We start from the raw sequence: 18,798 nt of genomic DNA, 5'->3' as shown, positions 1-18,798 counted from the left end.
GGCCGCCATGACGTTCGTCACGAGCCGGGGCGTACGCGTCGGCCGGTAGGGCCGCCCGTCGGCCGATACGGCTCGGGTCGTCAGCCGGTGCGCCTCCGCCCGTCAGTCGATACGGGCTCGGCGCGTCAGCCCGTACGGCTCGGGTCGTCGGCCGGACGGGCCGGGACCGTGGGCGGCGTCTCCGGCGCCGGGGTGGCGGGAGGGCGGCGCAGGAGCAGGGGCCAGGCCGCCAGCGGGCCGGCCACGGCGACCGCGACGAGCTGCAGCCGGTAGTCGGCCAGGGCGACCAGGGCCGCGCCGAGTGCCGCGGCCACCGCGGTGGGGCCGAAGACCACGGTGCTCGCGGCGGCGGCCACCCGGCCGACCAGTGCGGGTTCGGTGTGCTGCTGCACGGCGGTGAAGACGGCGACGATCACCCAGGGCAGGCCGACGCCGATCGCCAGGGTGCCGGCGAGCACGACCGGCAGCGAGGGGATCGCGCGCAGGCCGGCGCCCGTGGTGAAGAGCAGCAGGCCGGCGGCGGTGAAGGTGCGTTCCGGCAGCCGGCGCATGACGGCGCCCGCCACGGTCCCCGCCACGATCGAGCCCGCGCCCTGGACCGCGTAGAGCACGCCGACGAAGGCGGGCGGGCGGTGCAGGCCGGCGTCGACCAGCTGGTAGATCGCGGCGCTGCTGATCCCGGACAGCAGCATGGCGACGGCCCCCGCGCCCACCAGCCGCACCAGCAGCGGGTTGCCGCGCAGCGCCCGTACGCCCTCCGCGGTCTGCGCGCGCCAGCCGCCGGCCGGCGGGGCGGGCGGCTCCTCGTGGATCCGCAGCACGGTGAAGGCGAGCGCGGCCAGGGCGAAGGTGGCCGCGTCGAGCAGGGCGACCGCGCCGCCGCCGCAGCGCAGGAAGAGGCCCGCGCCGGCCAGCGGGGCAAGCAGCTTCATGGCCTCGTTGACGGTCATCCGCAGCCCGTTGAAGTCGCCGCGCAGCGCCGCGGGCACGGCGGTGACGACCAGCCCGGCCCCGGCGGCGTCCGTGAGCACCGAGCCGACGCCGACCGTGGTGAGCACCAGCAGGAGCAGCCAGGCGTCCGACCCGGAGCGGACCGCGAGCAGCGCGGGCAGCAGCAGGGCGAGGGCCGCGTTGACCGCGATCAGCAGCCGCCGGCGGCGTACCCGGTCGGCGACGGTGCCCAGCAGCGGCCCCACCAGGGTGGGCGCCCAGACGCAGGCGGTCACCGCGGCGGCCAGGCTGCTCGACCCGGTCAGCGTCTTCACCCAGACACCGGCGACCAGCGTCATCGCCGAGTCCCCGAAACCGGAGACCAGGATCCCGCCCAGATACGTGGCCGCGCCGCGGTCCCGCAGCACCATCCGCACCGTCATGGCTCCCAACCTATTGCTTGGGAGTCTGCTGGACAATGCCCGCGGCCGGCCGCCAGGAGGGGTGTAATGGGCTCATGACCGCCACCGATCCCCTGTTGCGCGCCCTCGCCCACCCGGTGCGGCTGCGTATCGTCTCCCTGGTCTGGAACGTCCCGCTGTCCGCCGCCGAGCTGTCCCGCGAGCTGGGCATCTCGCACGCGCTCGCCAGCCAGCACCTGCGCCGCCTCGACGCGGCCGGCCTGGTGGAGCTGGCCGAGGTGCGGGCCAACCGGGGCGGCCGGGAGCGCCGCTACCGGGCGGTGCACGGCTCCCCGCTGTCGGACCAGCGGCACGACGGGGCCCGGCTGATCGCCGAGGCGATGGCCCACAACCTGCGGGAACGGGCGGGCCGCCGGCTTCCCGGCGCCGAGGGGGTCGCCTCGGACGCGGAGCTGTGGGTCGCACCCGAGGTCTGGACGGACTTCAGGCAGCGGCTGGCCGCGCTCTTCGGCGAGTTGCACGACGCCGCCCGGGCCCCGCACGCCCCGGGCACGGTCGGAATCGGCGCGACGGCGATGGTGTTCCCCCTCGCGGAACCCGACACCGGAACCGATCCAGGAACCGCTGCCGGACCCGACACCGGACCCGACGCCGGAACCGGTCCCGGACATCACCCCGAACCCGGGGCCGAGCCGGAACCGCCGGCCCCCACACCGGACAAGCCCGTACCGAACGACCACCAGGAGCGACCTTGAGCCAGGACCCCGCCACCGACTCGCTGCTCGACCTGCTGCGCAAGCAGCGCACCGGAGTGCTCGTCACCCTCAAGAGGGACGGCAGGCCGCAGCTGTCCAACGTGTCGTTCACCTTCGACGACGCCACCCGGACCATCCGGATCTCGGCGACCGACGACCGGGCCAAGACCCGCAACCTGCGCCGGGACCCGCGGGCCAGCTTCTACGTCGCCACCCCCGACATGGGCACGTATCTGGTCGCCGAGGGCGACGCCGAGGTGACCCCGGTGGCGGCGGATCCGCGGGACGCGACCGTCGAGGAGCTGATCGACGTCTACCGGGCGATCGCCGGCGAGCACCCGGACTGGGACGAATACCGTGCCGCGATGGTCGCCGACAAGCGGCTGGTGATCAGCCTGCGCGCGAACCGGGCGTACGGGAGTGGTGCGCTCGGGGCGGTCAGCGGTCCGCTGGACTGACGACGACCGTCCCCGCGCCTTCGGCCGCCGTGTCGGCCGCCCGGGACAGCCGGGCGGCCACCGCCCGCAGGTGGTCGCCGAGTTCGGGCGGCTCCCTGACCTCGAAGGGCACGCCGAGCATGCCGACGTACATCGCGAGCGCGTCCAGCGACTCGAAGCCGGTGCGCAGTTCGCAGCTGCGGTCGTCGCGTACGGTGACGGTGCCGAAGCCCGACCAGTTGTACTGCGCGAGCGTGTCGGCCGGGGTGTGCAGCACGACCACCGCCTGGTAGCGGTAGGCGCGCGAGGTGACGCCCTTGGCGACGTAGGCGGCCGCGTCCTCCGGCAGCGCCCGCGGGGTGAAGCGCGGCCCCGTGGGGGACTTGGGCTCGACGCGGTCGACCCGGAAGGTGCGCCAGTCGTCGCGGTCGATGTCGTAGGCGAGCAGATACCAGCGGCGGCCGTGGTGCACCAGCCGGTACGGCTCGACCGTGCGGCGGCTGGCGGCGCCGCCGTGGTCGCGGTAGTCGAAGCGCAGCCGCTCGCGGTCCCGGCAGGCGGCGCCGAGCGCGGTGAGCACCTGCTGGTCGACCGTCGGCCCCGGGCGGCGCGCCTGCACGGTGACGGCCTGCATCGACTGGACGCGGTGCCGCAGCCGGGACGGCAGCACCTGTTCGAGCTTGGCCAGGGCGCGGATCGAGGTCTCCTCGATGCCCTCGACGGTGCCGCCCGCGCCGGTGCGCAGGCACAGGGCGACGGCCACCGCCTCCTCGTCGTCGAGCAGCAGCGGCGGCAGCGCGGCGCCGGCGCCCAGCCGGTAGCCGCCCGCGGTGCCGGGGGCGGCGTGCACCGGGTAGCCGAGCGCCCGCAGGCGTTCGACGTCGCGCCGGACGGTGCGGGCGGTGACGTCGAGCCGCTCCGCCAGCTCCGGGCCGCTCCAGTCCCGGCGGGACTGGAGGAGCGACAGCAGGCGCAGCAGCCGTGCGGAGGTTTCCAGCATGCCGCCAGTGTGCCAGCGGCCGCGGACAGGTACTGACCGCAAGGACCAGCGGCACCGGCAGGAGCACGAGGACGCGGGCAGCCGTACGCCCCCGCCGTACGGACCGTACGGCGGGGGCGCGGGAACGGGGCGAGCGGACGGGGCCGGCGTCTAGTAGACGCTGACGCCGTACGCGCTGAGCGCCTCGGTGACCGGCTGGAAGTACGTCGTGCCGCCGGAGCTGCAGTTGCCGCTGCCCCCGGAGGTCAGGCCGATGGCCTTGGTGCCGTCGTAGAGGGAGCCGCCGCTGTCGCCGGGCTCGGCGCAGACGTTGGTCTTGATCAGGCCCGAGACGATCCCGTCGGCACCGTAGTTGACGGTGGCGTTGAGCGCCTGGACGGTGCCGCTGTGGATGCCGGTGGTCGAGCCGCGGCGCTTGACGGCCTCGCCGACGAAGGCGTTCGCGGCGCTGGTGATGTCCTGGCTGCCGACGGTGCCGTCATGGGCGACGGAGGTGTCGTAGCGGACGATGCCGTAGTCGTTGCCGGGGAAGCTCGTGCCGACCGTCGGGCCGATGGACGCCCCCGAGCTGGTGTAGTAGGCCGGGTAGCCCTGGGTGCAGTGGCCCGCGGTCAGGAAGTAGTACGTGCTGCCGCTGCGGACGTTGAAGCCGACCGAGCAGCGCCACTGGTTGGTCAGGACGGCGTCGCCGCCGGACAGCAGCGGGCTGAACGTGCCGGACACCCGGGTGATGTGGACGGCGTCGCCGTAGGAGGCGGTGGACTTGGTGAGCGCGGCCAGCTGGGCGGCAGTCACCCGGCTGTCGGCGCTGATCTCCAGGGTGTTGGTGCGCGGGTCGACCGACCAGGCGGTGCCCGCGACGTCGGCGGCCCGGGTGGCGTCGCCGGCCTTGGCGAGCTGGGCGGCGCTGTGGGTGACGAGCCGGGGGGTGGCGCCCGCGGCGCGGACAGTGTCGGCCGCGGCCTGGCTGGTGACGTTGACGACGGAGGTGCCGGTGGCGCTGTCGACGTACGTGCCCGCGGTGCGGTCGGCACCGAGGTGGGCGACGAGCGACGCCGCCGCTTCCGGCGTCACCTTCGCGGTGCCGGCGCCCTGGGTGGCCTGGGCGGACGGAAGGGCGAACGCGGTCGCGGCGAGCATGCCGGTGGTGACGGCGAGGAGTTGTATGCGTCGGGTGGACTTCACTCGTTCCTCCTGCGGGGGTGGAGGGGGAATTTGTCGATGTACTGTCAGGCGCGCACCGATAAACGAACGCCACATCAGCCTGACGGGCACTCATGGGAGTATTCAGGCCTCACAGAGAACACACAAGAGGGCCGGAGCACCGGCAACTTGCTGGAAACACATACGCCCCGGCGGCCCCAAGCACGCCGGGCGCACCGGCATATGACGCCGGTTCGGGCCCGCACCGGTTCGGACCCTGCCAAAACGGTGGGTGAACCGGGCACGCAGCCCGGCCATCCCCTTCGGCCACGACTCAACCTGCTCGACCGTCAGCTCATCAGCACACAGTCACATCAACGACGGCCGAGGCTGATCGTCACCCCAGATGTGGTTGCAGTACTAAGCCGGTGCGGCCCTGCCCAGGGGCGGCGGGGTCACGGTCTTCTTGGCGCGCAGGTAGCGGACGAAGCCCTCGTGGTCGAGGGTGTGACGCACCGGGTCGGTGTACGTGGTCAGCGCGTCGTAGCCGTCGTAGGCGAGCATCGTGTAGGCGTTGGTCGCCAGCCGGTAGCTGCCGTTCAGGTCGAGCGGCTCCCCCTTGATGGTGACCTTCGCCGGGTCGACCCGGGAGCCCACGGGTTGCGAGGTGTCGTAGACGTACCGGACCTCGTCGGACACCGCGAGCGGGTAGAAGCCCACGCTGCCGTTGGGGGTTGTCTGCCACTGCTGCTCAAGCGCCTCGTGGATGGCCGCTCCGGTGTAGGTCGCGGACATGTTGGGGCTGTCGAAGCCGTACGCCTTCCAGGCCTCGCCGAAGAGGATCACTCCGTCGGCGTCGCCGGTCGCACTGCCCTTGGCGTAGGGCAGGTCGCCGCCGAGAGCGGAGCGCGCCTTGGGGGGTTTGCTCGGGAGGACGGCGAGGTCGGCGGGGCGGGGGGCGCGGGCGGCGTCCTTCTCGGCGTACTGGGTGGACTCCCAGACCAGGAAGTCGGCGACCAGGTTGCCGAGCGTGGACTCCCCGGAGGCGTTCGCGGCGCGGGTGAGGTCGCCTGTCTGGCGGGCGATGGGGGTGGCGTCCTGCGCGGTGGACCGGCCGGTCCAGTAGCCCACGATGTCGGCGATCTCGGCGTCCTGGGGGACGTCGCGGGTGACGGCGTGGTTGGTGGACGTCGTCAGCTCGCGGACGATCCTGCCCGACCGCGCGTCCAGCTTGATGGTGATCTCGCTGACGAGCTGGCCGTAGTAGCCGGCCTCGACGACCGGGCGGGGCACCCCGTCGGGGTCGTTGATCATCATGTTGAAGCGGCAGTGCCAGTGGCCGGTGACGATCACCCCGATGTCGGGGTCGGCCTTGGCCGCCAGCTCGAAGGCGGGCCCGGTGGGGCTGCTGCCGGAGTTGTAGTCGCCGCCCGCGTAGCCGCCCTCGTGCATGACGACGACCAGCGCGTTGACACCGCGCGCCTTGAGTTCGGCGGCGGACCGGTTCGCGCTCTCGACGAGGTCGGTGGTCAGGAGGGTGGGCTGGTAGGAGCAGTTGAAGCCGGGACCCTCGACGCAGCCCTCGACCGTCATGTGGATGAACCCGATGGGGAGCCGGCGCCCGCCGGGGCCCTGCACGTACTCGATGTTCCAGGACGGCAGCAGCCGGCTGCCGTCCGCGCGGCGCACCACGTTGCCGCTGTAGTAGGTCCAGTCGGCGCCCTTGAAGCGGCGGCCGGTGGACAACGGGAGACTCGAGTAGGGCGCGTCGAAGGGGTAGTCCTTGCCGTGCACCATGTGGTTCATGGTGAAGTCCATGCCCTTGTCCAGCTCGTGGTTGCCCAGCGAGGAGAACTGCAGGCCCATCGCGTTGAGGACCTCGATGGTGGGCTCGTTGTTCTGGGTGTCGGCGTAGTACGCCCATCCGGAGAAGTTGTCGCCGGCGGAGAAGAACAGGGAGTTGGCGTGGCTCTCCCTGATCCGCTTGAGGTGGGTGGCGAGGTATGCGGCGCCCCCGGTGACGATCGGCGGGCCGCCCGCCGGGTCGGGTATCGTCCCGCCCTCGCTCGGGCTGGGCGGGGCGATGTAGCCGTGCAGGTCGGTGATGTTGACGAGTTGGACGTCGACGTAGCCGTTGGTCGACGGGGCGTCGGCTGCGGCGGGCGTGGCTCGCGCGGCGGTGCCGACGGTGGCGGTGACGGCGGCAGCCGCCCCGGCGGCGAGGACGGAACGGCGCGGAACGGAGTGGGTCTGCGGATGCACTGGGTCTCCCCCAGGGGTCGACGAGGCCGCGAGACGGCAGCGGCGGGTAGTACGCGGGGGAAGGCTATGCAGCGGCCGGCCGGAACGGCCATGCAGGGACGGGTCGCGGTTTTGCCGGAAACTGCTGCGGGGAGGGGGAGTCGGGCCGTACGCCACCGGCTGTCGGGGATCGCGTCGCCCGGCTGCCGGAACCCGGCACCGACGGGGTCATCCGCGCCCGTGGTCGGCCCGGTAGGCCGTCGGCGGCACACCGAAGCGCTGCCGGAACTGGCGGCTGAAGTGGTAGGGCGAGGCGAAACCGACCTCGGCGCCGATCCGGCCGACCGGCAGTCCGGTGGACTCCAGCAGGGTCGCGGCCCGCCGCAGCCGGGCGGCCAGCACCACGTTGCCGATGGAGTCGCCGGTCTCGGCGCGGAAGAGGTGGGCGAGCCGGGACGGGGAGAGCGCGACCCCCCGCGCCAGCTCGTCGACGCTGAGCGGCGCCGCGGGGTCCGCGGCGATCAGGTCCAGCACCTGCCGCACCCGCGGGTCCGGCCCGGCCGCGGCGCGCGACTCGTGCTCGGCGGCGGCCATCAGCAGCAGCTCCTCGATGCCGTTGAGGGCGAGTTCGGTGGCGTAGGCGCCGTGCCGCGGCCCGCGGTCGACGGGCACGCGGCCCTGCGGGGCGTCGACGGTGGCGGACATCGCGTTGCGGTGCACGCGGGCGAAGGCCGCGTCCGCGCGACGCAGCCCCTCCCCTGGCCCCAGCCGTGCGACGCTGAGGCCGGCGGCGAACTCGGGCCTGCGCAGCCAGTCGAACCAGCTGGGGCGGGGCTGGAAGTGGGTCCACCAGTAGCCCCAGGGGGCGTCCCCGGAGGCCCGGTAATGCTGGGGCGCGCCGGGGGTGATGACGACCAGGTCGCCCGGGCCGGTGGTGAGGAGGCGCCCGCCGGAGACGTACTCGGCGGTCCCCGAGACGGTGAGGCTGGCCATCCAGTTCCGCGCGCCGCGCTCGCGGTAGACGGTGTAGCCGGGGTGCTCCTCGAAGCGGCCGGCGCTCAGCAGGTCCGCCTCCGGTATCTGCGTCCACATGGCCGCGCAGGCTCCCCTCGTCGCTCGACCGGCCGGCGCCCGGACCGATCAGCCGGTTCGGGCCGGGTCGGCATGGGCACTGTGGCGATGGGTGACGGCGACGCCGTGGCCCGTCCTGATCAGTTCCTGCATGGCGCGCTCCGCCAGCGCCGCGTCCCGCTCGCGGATCGCGTCGATGAGGCGCCGCCGCGCCGGCAGCGGACCGTCCTCGGGACCGGTGTCGTCGGCCAGCCGGTAGCTCTGCCGGATGCCCTGGTCGATCACGGTGTCGAGGCTCGTCGCGAGGTCGTTGTGGGTCGTACTTCGAGTGGTACTCGGTGCGGACCCGGCAGGTGCTCGCCGACCGGTTGTGGGGCGGCGCGCGGCAGCGGAGCGTCGACGAGTTCCTGGACCTGGTCGACGAGATCGGCCACTCACCGCTCGGCGGCGGGCGCGGCGCCACCCGGGTCGCCGACCGCGGAGCGGTCGTGGGCCTCGCCGATCCGCTCGTGCTCACCGACGTCCGCTTCCGCCCGTCACCGTCCCAGGGCGGCTGGGTGACTCCCTACGAGACCAACGGCGTGTGGTCCGGCGATTCGCTCGCGCGGCTGGAGCGGCTGCGCGGCGCCAAGGTGGAAGTACGCGACACTCCCGACGGGCAGTGGCATCACGCCCTCGACCTGCCGCTGCTGCCCTTCGGCACCTGGAACCTCGCCGCACTGCCCGAGCCGGCCGAGGTCGCCGCCGCGCGGCTGGTCGACCGCGACGGTGCGCCCCTGCCGGCGTCGGTCGTCGACGTCGAATGGCTCGTCGAGCGATGACACCCCGCGTCCCGTCGGGACGCGCTCCGGGTGGGGGCGGAGGGCTTTCGCGGCACGGCTACGGCACGGCGGGAGCCGACTCGTCGAGGTTCAGCACGTGCAGGAGGCGCCGCTCCACCTCGGCGGCCACGCGATCGCGGGCGGGACCGGGTTATTTGCGGCCACGGTGAGGACGTCGACGGCGGTGGCGGTGGCGGCCAGGAACTCCGCCCGTAGGTCCAGCCGCTGCCGAGGAAGGTGACCTGCTCGGCGTCCTGCGCGGCCCGGTCGAGGGAGCGCACGCCTGCCGGCAGCGCCCCCTCGCCCTCCCTAGGACCTGGGCAGCCCCAGGTGGTCCCGCAGCGTGGTCCCCGTGTACGCCGTCCGCAGCGACCCGTGCTGCTGGAGCAGCGGCACCACCCGGTCGACGAACGCGTCCAGGCCGCGGCCCGCGGCCGCCGGGTCGGGGTGCAGGACGAAGCCGTCCGTCGCGGCGCTCTGCACCTGCGCGTGCAGGCGGTCGGCGAGGTCGCGTGCCGCCGCCGCGGTGGCGGCGGCGCCCGCGGCCAGCTCGAAGCGGGACAGCACCCGCATCCGCCGGGCGCCGCGCCGGACGCCGGACGCGAGCCCGCCGGGCCCGGTGATCAGCACCTCGCCCTTACCGCCGAAGTCCAGCGTGACCGGCCGCCCTTGCGGACCCGCCGCTTCGCCATACCGCCCGGGCGGACCGCCCGCACGCCCGCCGCTGACCCGGTCGAGTGCGGCGATCCTGCGGGCCAGGTCGTACGGTTCACCGCCGGCGCCCGCCGGGACCGCCACGGCCAGGCCGATCCTGCTGGTGACCGCGGCCAGCGCGTGCAGCACGGTGACCGGTTCCGGACCCCAGCGCTCCGGCCCCGCCCATCCGTCGGCAGAGGTCCCGGTGTCGTACGCGGCCGATGCGGCAGGCCGGACGCCACCGGTCCGGGCGCCGCCGGTGAGCAGCAGGAAGTCGAACAGGCCGCGTTCCGCGGCCTTGGCCAGCGCGGCGCAGGTGTCGAAGTCGGGTCGCGGCCCCGCCTCTCCCCCGGCGCCCAGCAGTTGGACGGCCAAGTGCAGCTGGCGTACGGCGCCGGGGGCCGGGCCGGCGGTCACGACGGCACCCCGCGGCCGGCGGCGGCGGGACGTGCCGGGCGGTGCAGGCCGAGGTGTTCGCGCAGGGTCGCCCCGGGGTGGAAGGAGCGGAAGAGGCCGCGGTGCTGGAGCAGCGCGGCCGTGCCGTTGACGAAGCGCTCCAGGTCGCGCGCGGGCCGGACCGGGCGGACGTGGAAGCCGTCGACCGCGCCCTGCCGCTGCCAGTCCGCGATCAGCTCGGCCAGGTCGACCGGGCCGCCGCGGAAGAGCACGCCGCCCGCGGGGTCCGCCAGCAGCGCGATCTCGGCGCCGGGTTCCGCGCCGATCTCGCCGCCGCCGAGGTCCACGGACATCTCGGCGAGCACCAGCAGCCGATCCGGGTCGCGGCCCGCCTCGGCGGCGAGGCCGTGGAGTTCGGCCCTGGCCAGCCCGGCGCGCTCGGGCCGGGCCATGCGGACGACGGCGACGTCGGCGTACCGGGCGGCGAGCTCGCGGGCGGCGGGCTCGGTCGCGTCGAGCACGGTGACCGGGGCGGTCGGTGACAGCCCGCGCCACATCCCGGTGACCGCGGCCGCGGTGTCGCCGGCCGCCCGCCACACCGCGGGCGGCCGCTCCGGCTGCCGGCCGCGTCTTCTCGGACCGCCCGGCGGCCCCGGCACCGCGAGCCGCCAGCCGGCCCGGCCGCGGCTGACCCAGTCCAGCGTGGCCACGGCCACGGCGACGTCGAAGGACTCGGCGCGGCCGGCGGACACGGCGGGTACGACGCCGATCCTGCCGGTGGCGGGCGCCACCCCGGCGAGCAGCGCGAGCGCGTCCAGCGGCCCGGCGCCGTCCGCGGGCCCCAGCTCCAGCGTGACGAAGTCCAGGCCGCCGCCCTCGGCGAGCCGGGCGAGGTCCCGGTAGTACGCCGTCCCGTGGCCGGCGGGGGCGCCGCCGATCGCGGCGGCCAGATGCAGGGTGCGGCCGGGTCGGCCGGGCGGCGAGGAGGGGTTGAAGACGGGTGCGGAGGGATACGAGTGGGCAGGCATGCGAAGGCTCCGTCGACACGCGGAAGTGGCACGGGTGGTGCCTTCACACAGCCGTCGCGTCCCTCAACGCGACTGGGCCCCCAGGGGCTTCACCGAAGGCTAAGCCGCTGCTGACACCCGCTGTCAAGCATGTCCAGCCCGTGGACAGCACGTCTCACCTGTGTTGACGGATCGCGGGGGCGGCTGCTGCACTGTGGGTATGCGCAGCTGCCGGCTCGTCACCCGCGACCACATCGACTTCGGTCGGGTGTGGTCGGCCTCGTGTTGCGGTCGCTGACCCGCCTCGACGGATCGTCCGGCCTTCACACACGCATGCTTCGCCTTTTCCCGCCCCTCCCTCGGGCCCCCCGTACGGTGTGACACCCCTCTTAGCCCCTGCTCGACCAGCCGGTTCCGGCTCGCTTCAGCAGCCGCAATCGCACCCGTCGCACCCATCACAGCAATTGCAGCAGTCGCAGCACCCGTCGCAACCGTCGCAGTCGCAGTCGTCGCACCAGGGGTCCTTGCGCTCCCTGCTCCACGGGTTCTCGTGCTCGGTGCAGCACATCTGGCAGGTGCAGCACAGGCCTGCGAAGACCGCGCACCCGGCGAGCAGTCCGCGGCGCGGGCGCGGCGGCTCGGGCGGCGGGAAGCCGCCGGGGAAGCCGTGGTCGGGGCCACCGGGAGCGTAGGGGCTCTGACCGGGGGCGCCCGGCGCGTACGGGTTCCCACCGAAGGGGTTGCCGCCGCCCTCTGCCGCGGCGCCCGGCTGTGGCGCGTGCGGACAGCCGCCGGCGCCGAAGGCGCGGTCCACCGAGCGGCCCAGTTCGTGGACCAGCAGCACATGGGCCAGCCGTCCCGATGCCGAGCCGGCGAAGTCGGTGTCGCGCAGGGCCAGTCGTATGCCGTGCAGCGCGTCGTCGCAGAGCCGGCGGGCCTCGGTGCGGCCGGTGCCGGTCGCGGTGAGCGGGTTCCAGGCGCCGGAGCGGGTGTCCTCGGCGAGATCCTCGACCGCGTCCAGCAGGTGGGCGAGCCGGCCGAAGAGCCGGCCCGCCTCCTCCAGCGGCGCCTTGTTGGCCGGGCGGCCCGCCAGGACGGCGGTGTGCGCGAAGGCCGCGGCGGTCGCGGTCTCGGTGGGCTCGGTCACGGTCAGCAGCGCGGTGCCGGGGCCGGCCGCCGCCTCGATCGCGCCCTGTCTGCCGACCGCGTCGAGCAGCACCGCGGTGTCGAAGCCGAGGTCCCCGCCGGTCCTGGCGCCCGCCCGGTCCCAGCGGCGGGCCACCCCGCGGGCCGCGGCGGCCACCGGCCGCCGCCCGTAGGCGCCGTCCCGGTCCTCGACGTGGTCGCGCATCTTCGCCGACGCGAGCACCAGCGACACGGCCGCGGCCAGCCGCGCGCCCTCCCCGGTGGCGACCGGTGCGGTCCGCATGCCGCGCAGCGGGCAGGGTCCCGCGGTCCTGCGCAGGTCCGCCGTCGCGGCCGTCTGCGCCTCGACGAGGACGGAGATGACCAGGCCGTCGTAATTGGTGGCGATTCTCGCGACCTGGCCGTGCCCGTCCCGCAGCGCGAGGCACAATCCGCACAGGTGTGCGAGCCAGGATGCGGCCATTCCCGGCGACATTCGATGGCGGCACGGCCTGATGATGCCGAACATGCATTCCCCCCGGTGACCCCGCGCGCCCCGTAATTCCCGCGAGTCACGCCGGAACTCGTTCAACCGACAGCCAGTCATGTTATCGCCTGTCGGATCATCGTCCGGGAATGCATGATGGAAACCTGCACGGCTGGGCAGACGGCCTGCGCAGGGCCGTACGGCCCTGGTCGTCACCCGGACGTGAAATGCGTTCCCATCGGATCGTCACCTTCCCTACACCTCCGGCGGGCTGACGGTACGCCACTATCGTGTGTGCCAGTACCGTCACAACTCGCCTGAGTGGCGGCTATCCGCTTGGCGCGTCATCCACATCATGCACGACGATAGGACTTGCGGACGGACGGTACTGACCGCGTGTGAGAGAGGAGGCGTCCATGGGATCGGTTCGACGGGCGAGTGCCTGGTTGGGCCTCGTCGACGACAATGGTGGCGAGGGTTATTACGACGAGGAGTACGCCGACTACGGCGAGGGCTCCGAGCGTGCCGAGACCTGGGTGACCGATCCGCGGGTGCGGGTCGCCACCGAGTCCGCGCAGGAGCAGGGCCGGCGGATCGCCACCGTCACCCCTGACGGCTTCCGGGACGCACGCGGCATCGGCGAGCTGTTCCGCGACGGCGTGCCGGTCATCGTCAACCTCACCGGGATGGAGTCGGCGGACGCCAAGCGCGTGGTCGACTTCGCCGCGGGCCTCACCTTCGGCCTGCGCGGGTCCATCGAGCGGGTCGCGACCCGGGTCTTCCTGCTGACCCCCGCCGACTACTCGGTGCTCAACGCCGACGACCGCCGCGGCGGCGACGGCTTCTTCAACCAGAACTGAGCAGGGCTCTCACCGGACCGCCGACCGCGTCCGGTGGGAGTCCTGCCCGGCGCGTCCGCGCGCCCCCGGACCGCACGGCCTGTCGGCCCCGCCCGCCCGCCGGATTCCGGAAGACTCGGGATGATTCCGACCGTCCTCTGGAGGCGTCGTGCCGTCCGTCCCGCCCGGTCCCGTGGCACCGCCCGGCACTCCCGGAGTCCCCGCCGGCAGGCTCGCCGGGCTCGGCAGCTTCTGCGCCCGGCATTCGCCCTGGGTGATCGCGCTCTGGCTGGTGGTGCTGGTGGCCGCGCTCGGCGGCCGGCACCTCGTCGGGGCGACCTTCAGCGATCAGCTCAGCTTGCCCGGCAGCCAGTCGGACACCGGCGCCGCCCTGCTCACCGCGTCCGACCCGGCGGCCGCGGCCCCCAACGGCCTGGTCGTCTTCCACACCGGCAGCGGCACGGTGGCGGACCATCAGCAGGCGGTGGACTCGGCGATCACCGACCTCAAGGCGATGCCGCACGCCACAGGTGCCTCCTCCCCGGTCACCAGCAAGGACGGCGCGACCGCGTACACCACCGTCTCCTTCGACGAGCAGCTCAAGTCGCTGGGCCACGGCTACGTCGACCAGCTCGACAAGGCGACCGCGCCCGCCAGGTCCGACGGCGTCCAGGTCGCCTACGGCGGCGGCCTGGACCAGGTCACGACCGCCCCGGCCGACGACCTGGCCAGCGAACTGGTCGGCATCGGCGCGGCCCTGCTGATCCTGCTGCTGGTCTTCGGCAGCGTGCTGGCCGCCGTGCTGCCGCTGCTGTCCGCGCTGGTCGGCGTGCTGGTGGGGATCGGGGTGGTCGGCATCGTGGCGGGCGTGGTCACCTTCGCCACGTCGGCGCCGACGCTGGCCACCATGATCGGGCTGGGCGTCGGCATCGACTACGCCCTCTTCCTGACGACCCGTTTCCGGCAGGACCTGATCGAGGGCCGCTCCCCCGCCGACGCGGTCGCGCGCACCAGCTCCACCAGCGGCCACGCCGTGCTGGTGGCCGCGACGACGGTCGCGGTGGCGCTGCTGAGCCTGTACGCCTGCGGGTTGAGCTTCATCGGCAAGCTGGGGCTGGCCGCCACGATCGCCGTGGTGGTCACCGCGACCGCGTCGCTGACCCTGGTCCCCGCCGCGCTGGCGCTCACCGGCCGCGCCATCGACCGCTGGACGGTACGGCGGCGGCCGGTCGCCGAGACCGCGGGCGAGAGCGACAGCTGGCACCGCTACGCCCGGCTGGTCTCCCGGCACGCGGCGGCCTTCCTGGCCTGCGGGGTCGCGCTGCTCGCGGTGCTGGCCGTGCCGCTGTTCTCGATGCGGCTCGGCCATGTCGACGACGGCGCCGGGGCGTCGGGCAGCACCAGCCGGATCGCCTTCGACCTGGTCTCCGACGCGCAGGGCCCCGGTTTCGGGCCGGGCGCCAACGCCCCCTTCACCGTTGTCGTCGACGTCTCGGGGTCGAACGTGCCGGCCGACCAGATCGGCGACGACGTCGACAAGGCGCTGCAGGGCACCCCGGACATCGCCGAGGCCACCGCGCTGCAGCCGACGCCCGACGGCAAGCTGCTGGTCGGCACGGTCACCGCGACCGGCGACCCCCAGTCGGCCACCACCGGCGCGCTGTTCAACGCCCTGACCGGCCATGTGCTCTCCGACGCGCTGCGCGGCACCGGCGCCCACGGCTACGTCACCGGCACCGCCGCGGCGCAGTTCGACTTCCGCGACACGGTCAAGGACCGGCTGCCGATCATCATCGGCATCGTGCTGCTCGCCGCCTTCCTGCTGCTGATGACGGTCTTCCGCAGCCTGGTCATCCCGCTCAAGGCGGTCCTGCTCAACCTGCTGACCACCGGCGCCTCCTACGGCGTGCTGGTCGCGGTCTTCCAGTGGGGCTGGGCGGCCGGGGCGCTGGGGCTGCCCGAGGCGGTGCCGATCGAGTCGTACGTGCCGATGATGATGTTCGCGATCGTCTTCGGGCTCTCGATGGACTACGAGATCTTCCTGCTGTCGCGGATCTCCGAGGCCTGGCACCGCACGGCGGACAACACCGGGTCGGTCGGTGCGGGCCTGTCGGCGACCGGCCGGGTCATCTCCAGCGCGGCCTTCATCATGACGGCGGTCTTCCTGTCCTTCACCGTGTCGCCCACGGTGGTGGTCAAGATGCTGGCGCTGGGCCTGGCGGTCAGCGTGGTGCTGGACGCGACGGTCGTACGCCTGCTGCTGGTGCCGTCCACGATGTTCCTGATGGGCCGGTCCAACTGGTGGTTCCCGCGGTGGCTCGACCGGGTCCTGCCACGGGTGCACATGTAGACACGGCTCCGTGTCGACAAGGGCACCCGGGAAAGGCGGCCGGCGCGGGCCCGGCCGTCAGCCGCGGAAGGCGTCCAACCCGGTGAGCGCCTTGCCCAGCACCAGCTGGTGCATCTCGACGGTGCCCTCGTAGGTGAGCACCGATTCGAGGTTGGTGGCGTGCCGCATCACCGGGTATTCGAGCGAGATGCCGTTGGCGCCGAGCACCGTGCGGGCGGTGCGGCAGATGTCGATGGCCTCGCGGACGTTGTTGAGCTTGCCGAAGCTGATCTGTTCGGGGCGCAGCCTTCCCGCGTCCATCCGGCGGCCGAGGTGGTGGGCCAGCAGGATGCCCTTGTGCAGTTCGACGGCCATGTCGGCCAGTTTGGCCTGGGTGAGCTGGAAGCCGCCGATCGCCCGGCCGAACTGCTCGCGGCCGCGGGCGTAGTCGAGCGCCGCCTCGAAGCTGGCGCGGGCCGCGCCCATCGCGCCCCACACGATGCCGTAGCGGGCGTGGCTCAGGCAGCTCAGCGGGCCGCGCAACCCGGTCGCGCCGGGCAGCACCGCGTCGGCGGGCAGGCGTACGCCGTCCAGGACCAGCTCGCTGGTGACCGAGGCGCGCAGGCTCCACTTGTGGTGGATCTCGGGGGCGCTGAAGCCGGGGGTGTCGGTGGGGACGGCGAAGCCGCGAATGCCGTCGTGGGCTTGCGCCCACACCACGGCGACGCCGGCGACCGAGCCGTTGGTGATCCACATCTTGCGTCCGTCGAGCACCCAGTCGGAGCCGTCCCTGCGGGCGCGGGTGCGCATCCCGGCCGGGTCGGAACCGTGGTCGGGCTCGGTGAGCCCGAAGCAGCCGATGACCTCGCCCGCGGCCATCCGCGGCAGCCAGTGCTCCCGCTGCTCCTCGGAGCCGTAGCGGTGGATGGCGTACATCGCGAGCGAGCCCTGCACCGAGACCAGGGAGCGGATGCCGGAGTCGGCGGCCTCCAGTTCCAGGCAGGCCAGGCCGTACTGCACGGCGCTGGCGCCCGCGCAGCCGTAGCCGGTCAGCGGCATGCCGAGCGCCCCGATCGCGCCCAGCTCGCGGGCCAGCTCGCGGATGACGGGCAGCTCGCCGCGCTCGTACCAGCCGGCCACGTGCGGCAGCACCCGGTCGGCGGCCCAGGCCCGTACGGTGTCGCGGACCGCGCGGTCCTCGTCGGTCAGCAGGTCGTCGAGGCCCAGCGGGTCGTAGGGGTCGAACGGCGGCAGGCCGGACGGGGACGCTTTCGCTGCGGGCGGCATGGCAGGGACCTCCGGCCGGAAAAACTAGCAGTGGTAACAACGGGCTCGGGGCCGACGTTACGGTTCAGTCCGCCGCGCGTCCAGAGCGTACGGCCGCGGGCGCCGCCTGGCGCGCCGGGAGCTGCGCGTCGCGGCTGAGCGCCGGCCGGGTCTCGCGCGGGGCGCATTCCATGGCGCGCGGCAGCCGCAGCGCCGCGCAGGCGCCGGCGACCAGCAGCACCGCGCTGACCAGCAGCGTCAGATGCATGCCGAAGACGAAGGAGTGTCGCGCGGCCTGCCGCAGCGCGGCGCCGCTGCCGCCGCCGAGCCGGTCGGCGACGTCGTAGGCCTCGCCCAGCGACTGGCCGGCCGCGGCGGTGTCGGCGGCGCCGACACCGGCGGCACGCGGGGCGTAGGCGGCGTTCATCACACTGCCGAGCAGCGCGATGCCCATGCCGGCGCCGAGTTGGTACGAGGTCTCGCCGATCGCCGCCGCGCCGCCCGCCTGGTGGGCGGGGGCCCCGCTGAGCATCGACTCGTAGGCGCCGAAGAGCGTGGTCTCCAGGCCGGCTCCGAGCATCACGAAGGCGGCTGTCAGCAGCAGCGGCCGGTCGTGCTCGCCCATCGCGGTCAGCGACAGCACGGCGAGCGCGGTGAGCAGGAAGCCGCCGGCAACCATCCGCCGCGGCCCGAAGCGCTGCAGCAGCCGGGCGCCGGCCAGGCCCGCGGCCATCGCGGCGAAGGTCAGCGGCAGCAGCCGCAGGCCGGTGTCGAAGGGGCTCAGGCCGAGGACCAGTTGCAGATACTGCACGGCTATCAGTTCCAGGCCCACCAGGGCGAGCATCGCCAGCACGATGCAGCCGACCGAGGTGGTGAAGGCCGCCTGGGCGAACATCCGGACGTCGATCAGCGGGTGCCTGCGGCGGCGCTGGCGGCGTACGAAGGCCACCAGCAGGGCGACGCCGGCCAGCAGCGGCAGCCATACCGGGGCGTCCAGCGGGGCCGAACCCGCGCCGAGCCGCTGGACGCCGAGGACCGTGCCCAGCACGCCGAGCGCGGCGGTGGCCGCGCCGAGTACGTCCCAGGGTCCGTCGCAGCCGCCGCGCGACTCGGGCAGCAGCAGCCGGCCCGCCACCAGCATCACCGCCATCAGCGGGATGTTGACCAGGAAGACCGAGCCCCACCAGAAGTGCTCGACCATGAAACCGCCGAGCACCGGGCCGACGGCGGCGCCCACCGCGGCGACCGCGCTCCACATGCCGATGGCCAGCGCCCGCTCCCGCCGGTCGGGGAAGACCTGCCGCAGTATCGACAGCGTGGCGGGCATGATCATGGCGCCACCCGCGCCGAGCAGCGCGCGGGCGCCGATCAGCACGTGCGGGGTCGGCGCGAAGGCGGCCAGCGCGGAGGCGGCGCCGAAGAGGGCGTAGCCGGTGAGCAGCACCCGGCGGCGGCCGATCCGGTCGCCGAGCGTCCCGAACAGGATCAGCAGCGAGGCGGCGATCAGCGGGTACGCGTCGACGATCCACAGCAGGTCCTGCGCGCCTGGGTGCAGGTCCGCGGTGAGCGCGGGCACCGCCACGTGCAGCACGGTCGCGTCCAGCGCGACGATCAGCAGGCTGACGCAGAGGACCACCAGAATGGTCCACCGGCTGACCGGCCGCGTCATAGGCCTACCTCCACGTACGGGTGACCGCCAGCGTAACGGAGGTCCGGGGCGGCTCCGGGGGCCGCGAGGCGGCCGACCGGACACGACGCACCGGACATCGGACGGGAAACTCGGGAGAAAGGGCGGGGAAATAAGCGATAAATAAGAACGGGCCGGTGTGAGGA

16 protein-coding genes are annotated in these 18,798 nt (G+C 73.9%); 5 read left to right on the top strand and 11 right to left on the bottom strand.

Annotated features, from left to right (window positions below):
* Positions 1-125 precede the first annotated feature (125 nt).
* Entirely contained in the window at positions 126-1,373 is a 1,248-nt protein-coding gene (locus BUE44_RS26080) for an MFS transporter (protein ID WP_073501440.1), read from the bottom strand.
* A gap of 74 nt (positions 1,374-1,447) precedes the next feature.
* On the opposite strand from BUE44_RS26080, the gene BUE44_RS26075 reads away from it, so the two are divergent.
* Positions 1,448-2,107: an ArsR/SmtB family transcription factor gene (locus tag BUE44_RS26075; protein WP_073501439.1), complete on the top strand. Its 660-nt coding sequence runs from the start codon at positions 1,448-1,450 to the stop codon at positions 2,105-2,107.
* Complete coding sequence (locus BUE44_RS26070; RefSeq protein WP_073501438.1) at positions 2,104-2,565, top strand: PPOX class F420-dependent oxidoreductase; 462 nt, start codon at positions 2,104-2,106, stop codon at positions 2,563-2,565. Before BUE44_RS26075 ends, BUE44_RS26070 begins: the two co-directional genes overlap by 4 nt.
* On the opposite strand, the gene BUE44_RS26065 is transcribed toward BUE44_RS26070, so the two are convergent.
* From BUE44_RS26065 to BUE44_RS26045, 5 genes are all read right to left on the bottom strand, one after another.
* Positions 2,546-3,544: a helix-turn-helix transcriptional regulator gene (locus BUE44_RS26065; protein WP_073501437.1), complete on the bottom strand. Its 999-nt coding sequence runs from the start codon at positions 3,542-3,544 to the stop codon at positions 2,546-2,548. The two genes, BUE44_RS26070 and BUE44_RS26065, sit on opposite strands and share 20 nt — an antisense overlap.
* A 150-nt stretch (positions 3,545-3,694) precedes the next feature.
* On the bottom strand, positions 3,695-4,729 hold the full coding sequence (locus BUE44_RS26060; protein ID WP_073501436.1) for a S1 family peptidase: 1,035 nt from the start codon (positions 4,727-4,729) through the stop codon (positions 3,695-3,697).
* Positions 4,730-5,107: 378 nt separating this feature from the next.
* Positions 5,108-6,949 (bottom strand): bifunctional metallophosphatase/5'-nucleotidase, encoded by a 1,842-nt coding sequence (locus tag BUE44_RS26055; RefSeq protein WP_073501435.1) that lies wholly within the window; start codon positions 6,947-6,949, stop codon positions 5,108-5,110.
* Between the two features lie 207 nt (positions 6,950-7,156).
* Positions 7,157-8,020, bottom strand: a complete 864-nt coding sequence (locus BUE44_RS26050; protein ID WP_073501434.1) for a helix-turn-helix domain-containing protein — start codon at positions 8,018-8,020, stop codon at positions 7,157-7,159.
* Between the two features lie 48 nt (positions 8,021-8,068).
* Complete coding sequence (locus tag BUE44_RS26045; protein ID WP_073501433.1) at positions 8,069-8,284, bottom strand: hypothetical protein; 216 nt, start codon at positions 8,282-8,284, stop codon at positions 8,069-8,071.
* Between the two features lie 53 nt (positions 8,285-8,337).
* Here BUE44_RS26045 and BUE44_RS26040 point away from each other — a divergent pair, with 53 nt between their 5' ends.
* A complete protein-coding gene (locus BUE44_RS26040; RefSeq protein WP_073501432.1) occupies positions 8,338-8,820 on the top strand; it encodes a hypothetical protein in 483 nt (160 codons plus the stop codon).
* Between the two features lie 309 nt (positions 8,821-9,129).
* On the opposite strand, the gene BUE44_RS26035 is transcribed toward BUE44_RS26040, so the two are convergent.
* From BUE44_RS26035 to BUE44_RS26025, 3 genes are all read right to left on the bottom strand, one after another.
* Positions 9,130-9,933 carry an LLM class flavin-dependent oxidoreductase gene (locus BUE44_RS26035; RefSeq protein ID WP_073501431.1) on the bottom strand — a complete coding sequence of 268 codons (804 nt, stop codon included), beginning with the start codon at positions 9,931-9,933 and terminating at the stop codon, positions 9,130-9,132.
* Positions 9,930-10,940 (bottom strand): LLM class flavin-dependent oxidoreductase, encoded by a 1,011-nt coding sequence (locus BUE44_RS26030; RefSeq protein WP_073501430.1) that lies wholly within the window; start codon positions 10,938-10,940, stop codon positions 9,930-9,932. The genes BUE44_RS26035 and BUE44_RS26030 overlap by 4 nt, the downstream gene beginning before the upstream one ends.
* A gap of 403 nt (positions 10,941-11,343) precedes the next feature.
* On the bottom strand, positions 11,344-12,573 hold the full coding sequence (locus BUE44_RS26025; protein WP_073501429.1) for a DUF5685 family protein: 1,230 nt from the start codon (positions 12,571-12,573) through the stop codon (positions 11,344-11,346).
* 374 nt (positions 12,574-12,947) lie between these two features.
* Between BUE44_RS26025 and BUE44_RS26020 the strand changes: the two genes are divergently transcribed.
* Positions 12,948-13,391, top strand: coding sequence for a cell division protein SepF (locus BUE44_RS26020; RefSeq protein ID WP_073501428.1), 444 nt, complete (start codon positions 12,948-12,950; stop codon positions 13,389-13,391).
* Between the two features lie 148 nt (positions 13,392-13,539).
* Positions 13,540-15,720 (top strand): MMPL family transporter, encoded by a 2,181-nt coding sequence (locus BUE44_RS26015; protein ID WP_235002457.1) that lies wholly within the window; start codon positions 13,540-13,542, stop codon positions 15,718-15,720.
* Positions 15,721-15,777: 57 nt separating this feature from the next.
* Here BUE44_RS26015 and BUE44_RS26010 read toward each other — a convergent pair whose 3' ends face one another.
* Together BUE44_RS26010 and BUE44_RS26005 are read right to left on the bottom strand one after the other, a co-directional pair.
* Positions 15,778-16,986 carry an acyl-CoA dehydrogenase family protein gene (locus tag BUE44_RS26010; protein ID WP_073501427.1) on the bottom strand — a complete coding sequence of 403 codons (1,209 nt, stop codon included), beginning with the start codon at positions 16,984-16,986 and terminating at the stop codon, positions 15,778-15,780.
* A 64-nt stretch (positions 16,987-17,050) separates the two neighbouring features.
* Positions 17,051-18,634, bottom strand: a complete 1,584-nt coding sequence (locus tag BUE44_RS26005) for an MFS transporter (RefSeq protein WP_073501426.1) — start codon at positions 18,632-18,634, stop codon at positions 17,051-17,053.
* Positions 18,635-18,798 lie beyond the last annotated feature (164 nt).

Origin of the sequence: Actinacidiphila paucisporea, assembly GCF_900142575.1 — a bacterium.
Classification (GTDB): domain Bacteria; phylum Actinomycetota; class Actinomycetes; order Streptomycetales; family Streptomycetaceae; genus Actinacidiphila; species Actinacidiphila paucisporea.
This window is presented reverse-complemented; position numbering and strand designations above follow the sequence as displayed.